The 10,378-nt window shown below is 42.1% G+C and carries 5 protein-coding genes; 4 read left to right on the top strand and 1 reads right to left on the bottom strand.

Translation table 11 applies throughout. The annotated features are described in order from the left end of the window. Positions 1 to 953: 953 nt before the first annotated feature. The 4 genes from EAE91_RS11220 to EAE91_RS11205 all read left to right on the top strand — a co-directional run bounded on the left by EAE91_RS11220 (position 954) and on the right by EAE91_RS11205 (position 5,871). Positions 954 to 2,876 (top strand): lipase family protein, encoded by a 1,923-nt coding sequence (locus tag EAE91_RS11220; protein WP_214088574.1) that lies wholly within the window; start codon positions 954 to 956, stop codon positions 2,874 to 2,876. After that, a complete protein-coding gene (locus EAE91_RS11215; protein ID WP_214088573.1) occupies positions 2,873 to 3,628 on the top strand; it encodes a hypothetical protein in 756 nt (251 codons plus the stop codon). Before EAE91_RS11220 ends, EAE91_RS11215 begins: the two co-directional genes overlap by 4 nt. 493 nt (positions 3,629 to 4,121) lie before the next feature. Further along, positions 4,122 to 5,249, top strand: coding sequence for a hypothetical protein (locus EAE91_RS11210; protein ID WP_214088572.1), 1,128 nt, complete (start codon positions 4,122 to 4,124; stop codon positions 5,247 to 5,249). After that, positions 5,242 to 5,871 carry an ATP-binding cassette domain-containing protein gene (locus EAE91_RS11205; RefSeq protein WP_214088571.1) on the top strand — a complete coding sequence of 210 codons (630 nt, stop codon included), beginning with the start codon at positions 5,242 to 5,244 and terminating at the stop codon, positions 5,869 to 5,871. The genes EAE91_RS11210 and EAE91_RS11205 overlap by 8 nt, the downstream gene beginning before the upstream one ends. Positions 5,872 to 5,931: 60 nt before the next feature. On the opposite strand, the gene EAE91_RS11200 is transcribed toward EAE91_RS11205, so the two are convergent. Further along, positions 5,932 to 10,374, bottom strand: coding sequence for a SpvB/TcaC N-terminal domain-containing protein (locus EAE91_RS11200; protein WP_214088570.1), 4,443 nt, complete (start codon positions 10,372 to 10,374; stop codon positions 5,932 to 5,934). Positions 10,375 to 10,378: the final 4 nt, after the last annotated feature.

The following is a 10,378-nucleotide window of genomic DNA, read 5'->3' as shown; positions in this document are numbered from 1 at the left end:
GGGGCAAACAAGATTCTATCAATATCCAAGCATCATCAGAAATGTCGTAACGTGCCACTATTTTGTTCCTGCATCGAAATCAATCAGATAATAATACTATTAATTGATATTAAGGGACACAGCCTAGCTCTAGTCTGAGCTAGTACAGTTAGCTTCTATTTAAAGTTCTATTACCCGGAATCCTGTTCATCAAGAATAAGGGTTCCTTTTAATACAGGCCAAGGTGCAATAGAACGTCCCTGTCGTTATAGGAATGTAGTAATAGAAGCTTTGTGTTTGGAATAGGAACTTGGATCTTAGCTGATAAGGAGGGCTTTTGTGGCAGCCGCTTTAATGCAGAATGAGTTATTAATGAAACGACTAAATAGATAAAGATATTTTTTGATTAAAAATTAAGATGTTAAATACTTGGTATCATGGTCGTTGAGTGGAAGATAAGTGAAGGCTAGGTTGTTTTATATATCGTGGATTGCCTTCTTGGGAAATGGGTTATTTTATCTTTTGTGGGATTAGTGACAACTCAATTTCGATTGAGTTTGTAACACTTTCTTACAAATTTATTTTTTTGTAAATGAAAAAAAATGAAGATTTTCTCTTGCTATTTGGTGATGATTTAATAATCATAGCTTAGGTTTCATCATATGGACAGTATGAAGGAAATTCCAACTCCTGTTCCCTTATTCAAAGGGATTAATTGATGGGAATACATTTTTGTCTTCCTGTCGTTCAACTCACTATTACTCACGGCATAAGTGGTGTTTCTTATCTGTGGTAATAGGATTTTTACTATCTTGTTTCTGTAGTGACGCAATCAATCACAGTTATTCCTGACAGGATATTGATGCTGATGAAAGTGATTGATAGCCGGGCGGGGAAATCTTGTGAGACTTTCAACACATAACGTGCGGTCTGCGTGCTTACATTTGTAACGTTAAAAGAAGGAAGTAAAACTAATGGGTATATCAGATCCACGCTTGTGTTTTGATTGTAAACGGTTTTTGAAAAACTGGGTGGAATTTCAGTTAGTGGATGAACAGGGAAAGCCGCTGGTCAACATGCCTTATCGCCTGATCAGTCTCGGAACCCCAGGTTATGTGCGTCAAGGGGTGACGGATGGTTTCGGTGTACTCAGAGAAGAGGAGCTGTTGCCTCATCCGGTGACGCTATATATTGATGCTCAGCCGCTGGCCAATGAAATGGAACAGCGCCCGTTGCGGGAAGAACGGGGAGAGGAATTTTCAGTGGTGAAGCCAAAAGCAGAAACCGAAGGCCATCAATATCGTTATGTGACTATCGGACAGATTAGTGATGGGTTGCCAGCGCTAGATGATTGGAATGATCCCAAAAAAATTCCACCTCCCTATCATTTCCCAGACCCGGAACCAAAAGGCTATCAGGTTCATCCGTTAAATCGCCGGTATGTACTGGAAATATGTCCTTTCCGGGCTTGGGTTTTACTGCTACATCATCAAAAAGAGTATTCTATTGTGAATGCTTATAACCAGTGTTTGATGAGCGTACTGGCTTATGCCGATGGGGATGTCGATGTTGAAGGTTCTGTACTTCACTTTTTCAATCGGCAAATGGTCGATGTCTCGAAGTTGCCTTATCGGATGAACGATGTTTCGGCAACGCCAGTGGTTTATGATGTGCCGTTCAGTGAACGTTATGCTCGGATAGAGTTTATTGATTCAAAAACGGCAGACAATAAACAGGGTGATACCCGACTGTTTTATATCGCCAGCAACAGTGATGTTCTTGTTAGCTGGCGGGGTACAGCCAGTCTGGCGAATGACCTGACTGATATTACCTTCCAGCCGTTAAGTTTGAGTTGCGATGACGAAAAAGCCCTGTGCAGCGGTTTTATTCACCGCGGCAAAGTGCATAAAGGATTTTGGGATGCATTTAATGTGGTTGGGAAGTTAAAAGTTCCTGATGAGAAAACCAAAGAAGTATTCGGTGATATTCTGGATTTGGCCGCAAAAAAAAGATTATTTATCTGTGGTCACAGCTTGGGGGGAGCTTTAGCATTATTGCACAGTGCACAACTGAAAGAACACAATCCTTGTCTCTACAGTTACGGGATGCCGCGAACATTAACCCGCAGTGCAGTACAAGAATTATCTGCTATTATTCATTATCGCCATGTTAATGAAAATGATCCCGTTCCTTTGGTGCCTTTTGAACAGGATATGGATAATGTTTTCTTCAATTATTGGACGTTAGCGGGGTATGACTGGGAAATCATGAAGTTGTTGTCACCTTCACCGATTATTCAGGCAATTAAACAGGCGACAGCCAGTAAAGAAATTTACCTGCATCATGGCAAAGCGGTTCATTTTTTAAAAGCCAGTGCCTGCCCGGAATGGCTGATTGCCGCCAGTAATGTATCGCTGATAACCAGATTGGGTGCAGAGGAAATATTAAACAATACAACAAAACTGTATTTAATTCCTGAACTGAATAAAGAAACAGAACACTTTTTCTCTCAGGCCGGTGAACAGCAAAATGCCCTGTTTAATCAGCTAAGCCCGCAAGAACAGGATAAACTGTTTGATGAAAATAAAAATCCTGAGTTAAAAGACAGAATAAGTATTCTTAATCACTTCTCATCTAAATATGCCGGTTATATTGATGCACGTCTTAAAGAGTTATGCGAACCGGATAAAATAACGGTTTACCAGGACAATCAGCGTCAATTTAAGGAGAAAATGGATGTTTATAAGAGACTGATACCAGACGCGGTTTACTACCGTAATCTCTGTTTTCTGGAAATGGATAAACAGTTAATAAAATCATTGGCCGTCAGTCAGCAGGAAGAAAAAGGGAAACTGGCCTTACAATACTACCGCGATGAGAAGGAGCTTCCAGTATGAGGATATTCAAGGTTACATTGTCATTATTACTATTGTCTTTTATTTACTGGTCGATGGGGGATACCTTTTTTAACTGGCTATTTCCCTTTTCATCTAAGGGAAAAGGGCCGTGGATCACCGTAGAAGGCGTCATGCCGAAATACACTGAGCCGTACGTGGCAGCAAGATATATCTCAAAAGATTGTCTTGAATATGAATTTAGTGCAACGATGACACCCCATAAGGTGCCGACTTATAATGTGCTTTACCAGAAAGTAACTACTGATCCCCAAACAGGTTATTTTCAGACGAAATTGCCTTTTAGTGGCGGAGGTTGGTGTAAATGGAAAATTGAACGGGCTTATGTATCGGCGAATTATACCGATGTCAGTCACCTGGTAAAAGATGCTGTTCCCTATTCAGGGACAGGTTTAACCGCTTTTATCAACGATGCCGAACGAGAAAATTATTCTGAAGCCTCTGAGACGCGCGCAGTGAATATTATAGACTACAGACCGGTTATTTACCCGGTTTTGAAAATAGTAGAGGGACGTCCAAACAGAGTTTCCTTACAGGGCATAGTGGATTCGTTTCCTTTTCGGTTGAAATTAACGTCAGGAGCGGAATGGAAAATCATCTTTAAGCCTAAGTTGGATGAAACCAAAATGCCTAAAATTATTATCCCACCAGGTAAAGAACCCTCAAGAGTTGAATACCCTGATGGCAGAATTGATTTAAACAGAGATTCTATTGATTACTGGAAAATAAAGTAGCGCTAACAGAGTTTCCAGTAAACATCACTGACCATGAACCAGTAGGAAGAACAAGGAAAACTAGCCTTACAGCATTACTGTGATAAACAGGAGCTGTCCGTATGAAGATATTGAAAATAACTATATCCTTATTATTTCTCTATTTTATTTACTGGGTGTTTGGTGATACTTTTTTTAACTGGTTGTTTCCTTTTTCATCTGTCGGAAAGGGGCAGTTAATTACTGTGGAAGGCATAGCACCGAAATATACAAAATCGTATCTATCTGTTATGTATATCTCAAAAGATTGTTTCAGATATCGTCTGGATTCCAATATGTCGTCTTTTAAGGTAACAACTTATAATGGCTTACTTGAAGGAACTTAATCCGGTTTGAGTGATCTGGCAATCGTCAAAAAGAAAACGTTCACCCAACCGGATCGGGTTATGTCAATTATGGTACCTATACCGATTCACCAAGAAAATTGTTTAGATTTTGGTTTTAGAGAGGCAGTATGAATTTAATAATCGCTGATGCCTTGGAGTATAAAGGTAGGATAAAAAAATTCGCGTCTGGGAATAGAAATGTCATTATATTTATTTTTCTTTTATTACTTCCGGCAAAGTTCAGTGGTGTCATTGAGGTTTTAATTAATTTATCTTCTAATATTGTTATTCCAGAGAACCACATAAAATCATTTTATTTTTCTTCCATATCTTTAATGGTTTATCTGGTATTTTATTTGATTAACCTAAGGTTTTTCCCTTCTGCAAAGGAAAATTCAATCATCGTTTCTTTGGTAGACAAAAAAACATTGTTTTTTTGTCGTGTCGTTTTCTTTATTTATAGTGCTTTTCCGATGGTTATTTTCTTTTCTATGGGTTTTTTCTCCGAAAATGTTAATTGTTTACATTACCTTTCATCTATGCTTTTTTTGATGGTTTCTTTTGCTGTAATTGGATTTTGCTTATTTGAATTAAGTTTTTTGAATTTTTTTATTGTTACTGTGTTCTTTATTCTGGCGTCATCATTCAGGAATGGAATATTATATGATTTGATTTTTACATTAATTATTCCATTAGTAGCATTGATATTATATTTGAATTTCACACCATGTTACATAATTAATAGAAATGAAAAATTATTTTCATTAGCTTTTTTTTCTTTGCCTTATATAATGAATCTTCGTTCTTATTTTAATAAAAATAAAATATCTGTGCTTATTATGGTATTATTTGTTCTGCTTTTATATCTATTATGTGAAAGTGCTTTTTCTCAAATACCAAACAAAGCTGATTATATATTATTAATGTATTCCAGTGTTGTTTTATATATGTGCATGTTGTTATTCTATAATCTTTCATATATTGAAATAAATTATCTTTCATATTTATCCAACTTTCTCTCTGTGCGAAAAATATTCTTTTTTAATTATTGTGTTTCTTTGTTTTTTTATCTTGTTTGTTTTTTTATTTTTTGTTTTCTGGTTATTAAATCTTTCTCTGTGATTATATTTTTATCTTATGTCTTTCTTTCTATTATTGTTTCTTTTATTTCTCTGTTGAGAACGCAATACACGAAAATTATTATTGTTGGTGTTATTTTATTTTTCACGTTGTTTTTAGGGGTTATTTATGCTTGAGGTTGTTGGGTTAGAGGTTGTTATTAATGGTAAAACTATTTTTTCAGAAGTCAATTGTAATTTTCGTGTTGGATTAAACCGTATTGCGGGAGTTAATGGGGCTGGTAAAACAACTTTTCTTTCAAGTATTGCTGGCGTAAACAAGGTTAGAAAAGGAATGGTTAATTTTATAAAAAATGGAGAAAAGCATAAGTTTAGTTTGCAACGGCATGGCTTTTATATATCGGATAATGTTAATTTTTATAACTTTATTACTGGAATGGATGTGATAAATCTAAGTAAACGTTATAGGAAAAGTAATCTAAAATATCAATTAGATTACTATTTAAATGGTTTTGGTATATCTAATTATTCTGGTATTGAATATGGACAGATGTCACTTGGGATAAAAAAGAAGTTTTTATTGACATCCGCTTTTATTACCGATGCGGATGTTTATATTTTTGATGAGCCAACAAATGGCCTTGATTCAGATTCTATAACATTTTTAATTGAGTTGCTGATTTCTCTTGCAGAAGAAAAAATTGTTATTTTTAGTTCCCATGATGATAGCTTTTTACAGGAATTAAACGTTATTACTTATGAAATAAAAGGTAACAAAATATCCTGTCCCTCTATTTAGAACTCAACAATGCAGTATTATATCCGCTCGTTAACATTAAACGAGCGAATACTGGTTCAATTACACGATCATATCAGCGGCTAAATCATTTTCATCTTCACTCACGGTAAACCACGGGAAATATTGGTTCTGTCGCAGCCAGCCTTTTGCGGTGATAACCCGGATTTCCCGCCCAATCGGATCATAAATATGAGTATCCGCATAGGCTCCTTTTCTGGCGCTGTCATCACTAACATATCGCCAATCGTTGAGGAAATAGGGCTGATAAATTCGTATCGTTTGGCCCTTATTGTCATATTCAGTGCGTCCCGTAACCGCCCAGCGCGTTTTGGTGTCTTCTATTTTTGTCACCAGAGAACCGTCTTGGTTACGTTGCCAGGCTTCACCTGCCTCATGCCGTACAGACGCTTGCAATAGACGGCCAAAACCATCACTGAATGCGATTTGTTGACGAATTTGTTGTTCAGAATCACGGTCATAACGATCCGTGGTCAGCGTAAGAGTATGAGGAGGCAAGCCGATGCTGTTGGTTAACAATTTAACCAGTGGCGTGTCAGCTTTTTGACTTTGTAGCCAACGGCGGCGAGCCAGTGCGCAAATACGCCAATCTTCCGTGATAATCCGTAAATCACGTAGCGTCTTCTGCTCTTCCTGAGTTAATGTGTTGAAGGTTTCCTGATTGAATAGTGGCATCCAACTGCCCGGTGCATAGACCAGACACTGAGCGACAGGGAGTGGCCCGGTCAGACCAATGGCAGTATTGACATCGGTTGGTGGAGAAAATGGTTTTTCTTCTGGTGAAGAGTAACCTGTTGCCACACCACTTTCGATCCCCCAGAAACGTTGCGTGACAGGGCGTCCCAGTGCATCCAAGGTCATAAGATGCACATTATCGTTGATATCAGTCAGTTGCACCGGTGTGAGAAAACGCCAGTCGTAATTGGCTGAGACGGTGAAACCGGCAGCATCTTGGGTTTGGGTGATGACACAGTAGTGGGTATCCCATTTCAGCGTCGTTTTCCCGGTTAACAGGGTGTTACGTTGTGCGACAGGACGCCAAAATTGTGCCTCAGTTCCGTAATCGGTATGGCCTTTACGTGCTACCCAGACTTTGTTTTCGCCGGTGCGTGGGAACAGATAAGGCTCTTGTTGATATCCTGCTTGTGTCAGAATGCCGGGTAATTCGTCTGATGTGATACCACCAGCAAATGCGGATAACAGGGATTCCGTTAATACCGCCGTTTCGGTAAAGGCGATTAAAGCTTGTCGTGTCGGTGTTTTCAGTGGTGTTTGGTTTTTGCCATCGGTTTTTCCATCAATGTAGAACGTTCGTTGCTGATTGAGGTATTCGCGCGGTTTATCATCGGCAATCAGGCTATTTTCAGTACATAAGGCTTCCAGATTTAAACCATCAACAGGCACATGTTTCGCATCGTAAGTAAAGGCATCACTGCGTGTACCATCCGGTAATCCCAACACTCTGAGTTCATTATCAATTAGATGATGCCAACTGGATTGCTGGCAGGTTAACCGCAATTGTTGTTGTTGATCGTCATAACTGCTGGCAAACAGCGTATCCGGTAGTGTATCGGGATACGGATTGGTTGTTGGTTTATTGCGGCGGGGATATTGCACTGAAACCTGTTTTAGTGGTTGCCCGAATTGGTCGCTGGACAGAGTGATATCCTGATTACACAGGGGATCACTGATAATACGTTCATAGTGATAACTACGGCTTTCCACGACCGAGGCCCAGAGCACCGGGGAAACGGTAGTATCATTTTGTAATTGGCGCACTTGTGGACGGGATTCAGTCACTGTATAGGGAATCTTTTGCTGTGCGCTGCCATCCAGCCCGTAGAGTTCACTACGCAGCGGTTGGCCTTTTAGCGCCCGGTTTAACCAATACCGATTATGGTCATCTTCCGATGTCAGTGGAACATCTTTGCCCTCTTGCCAGAGAGTAAAGCGTGGCGTAAAACTGGCGAACGCTTGCTTATCACCACGCCAATACCCGGCGGATAGCATATTGTCTACCTCCGGGACTCCGGTGGCATACCAGTTTTTGGTGAGTGCCGGTGGTGTGCGTTCCGGCGCATTGCCTTGAGCGAGTTGATGGCTGTCTGTCTGCTCAACATAACCAAAGCCACGAAATTCCCGTTCACGTCCATCCCAAGCGCCGTGAGCGTAACGTAACGTGGTCACTAATTTATTGCCGCTGATTTCATCCTCGGTTTCTGTTTGCCAAAGGGTATGGACCGGGAAGGGGAGATAACAGACCGGTGTTTGTCCGGTAGCTAAGGCTGCGGCTTTTTCATCCAGCCAGAACTGGACAGAGCTACGGTAATGCAGGGTGTGATGGGCTCCCATATTGTTGTTCATTTTATTGAGTAACCACGGTTTCGCGTTGGTCAGATCGCAGCGCCAATGATGTGGTGCCATATGCGGTACGCTCAGGATCAGGCTGACAGCCCCTAACCCCTGTACATCGGCCACTTGTAACTGGCAGGTGTCATCAAAACGCAGGCTGTCAGGAAAATGGAGTGTGAATGGTTTTGCAAAACCGTTACCACTTTCATTGCTGAAAATCTCCAGATGGTCAGCATGAACATAAATCAAATCGGTAGGGCCACTGCCATCCAGATCGGCCAGATGAACCCGATCAGGATTAAAGTTGGCGGCAGATTGGCTGAATCCCGGCAGTGTAATTGGTTGACCAAAACGGCCATGTCCCAAATTTGGCCAGCAGGTGACTTGAGTTTCACTAACTTCAACCAGATGTGCTTGGCCTGAACCGATTACGTCACTAAATGCTACTAACTTGCGGGCATCAGCACCCGGTAACGGCAGGGTGATATCACCGGATTGCACGACATCCCGCCCTTTGGTAAAACCATCACGGTTATTAGCATACAAGCGCACACTTTTGGGACCAATCAGCACTAAATCGGACAGCCCGGCCCCCATTAAATCGGCAAGTTGGGCGCGAGGATGAGAATATTCTATCGGTAAGGCATGTAATGGTGTAAAACGTGTCCAGCTACCGTCCGGGTGTTGGCTGTGATAGCCCCTTAGCCCCGGCCCGGTGATAACCCAGTCCAGTTGCCCGTCACCGTTAATATCCATCAGTGAGGCGTTATCCTGCAAAGCTGGCGTGATGGGAAGGAGTTGCATTTTCCCCCAAGTGACCGCATTCATCTCTTCCCCGGCCTGACGTTGGGCAGATCGATACCACCAGCCATTTTTATCCTGATACAGAATACCGGGCACACCTTCTCCTTTCAGGTCAAGTAGTTGCCAGCGCTGAATGGTGTTGAAGTTCGCCAGCACATCCATTGGTTGCCAGAGTGCTTTTTGTTCTGGCTCAAAAGGTTGATAAGCCAGTTCCAGTGGTGGCAGTGAGATGACGGTGCTGTTGTCCTCATGGCCTACCCGACGGACAGAAACCAGTGTGCTGACCGCCGCGTTTTCATCATAATCCAGTATCAGACGTGAAACCAAAGCGGGTTCATCGTCCCCTTTTGCCTGACCAGACAGAGTTTGCAGACGGTGAAACATCAGGATTTGGCGGCATAAGCGCCGGGTGCGCAATTCAAAACCGTACTCGTAACGGGAAAAACGGTCTTGGCGGCAAAGCCAGTGACTTGAGGCTTTAAACGGCGGCATTTCAGATAAGCTGTTTTTGCGTTCACCGTAATCAAATACTAAACAGAACAACCAGCCAGATTTGAGCGGGTCATCTCCGTTGAGCGTGGGAAAAACGTCGCTGGCGGTCAGGTTCCCGTAATGTACCGCTTGCAGGTAGCGTTGGATGGTGGCATTCGGGTGGGCTGTAAGCTCGTCAGTTTCGCAACCTGTTTCATCTTCGGCTCGATATTGATAATAAATCTGTTCGCCGTGGGATGATGCCGAGGCTTCCAACAGCCATTGCGCTGTTTGGTTAACATTGAGTGGATTGCTGATACGTGCCTGAGAATTTTTGCCCAGTAAATGGACCTGTCCGTCGGGGCTGTATATCAGCCAGAAATCGGTTGTGCCTGTTGTTTTGGGTTGCCAGTATTCCAACCGGCTAAAATGGTTTTCCAAACGGGAACGATAACCGGTAACGGTGAAGGTTGCCCCCAAGTTGATGCCCTGCAATGAGGATTCACTGCGGATATCAGCTTGACCACTCTCATTTAATGCTACGACCAACACTTCACCTTCCGGCCCCAGAAAAGTATCGGTTTCATCGTAATTCGGCACGCCGGTACTGGTACGACGACGAATTGTCATGACGTTGCAGTCCCAACCGAGACCAAATGGGCTGTTACCGGTTCCACTGTTGTAATTCAGAGTGAGCGAGGGTGCGTAACCACGTCCGGCAGAGATAGGTAATGGCAGGGATAGGGCAGCCATGCCATCCGGCCCGGCTGGTGTTAATGCTTCCCCCATACCGGTAATGGCCCCACCGCCTTTGGGTAATGACAGCTCGGCAACACTGAATGTCTGTGAATTCTGCATGAAA

It is taken from the genome of Photorhabdus noenieputensis, from assembly GCF_018448935.1.
GTDB classification, from domain to species: domain Bacteria; phylum Pseudomonadota; class Gammaproteobacteria; order Enterobacterales; family Enterobacteriaceae; genus Photorhabdus; species Photorhabdus noenieputensis.
This window is presented reverse-complemented; position numbering and strand designations above follow the sequence as displayed.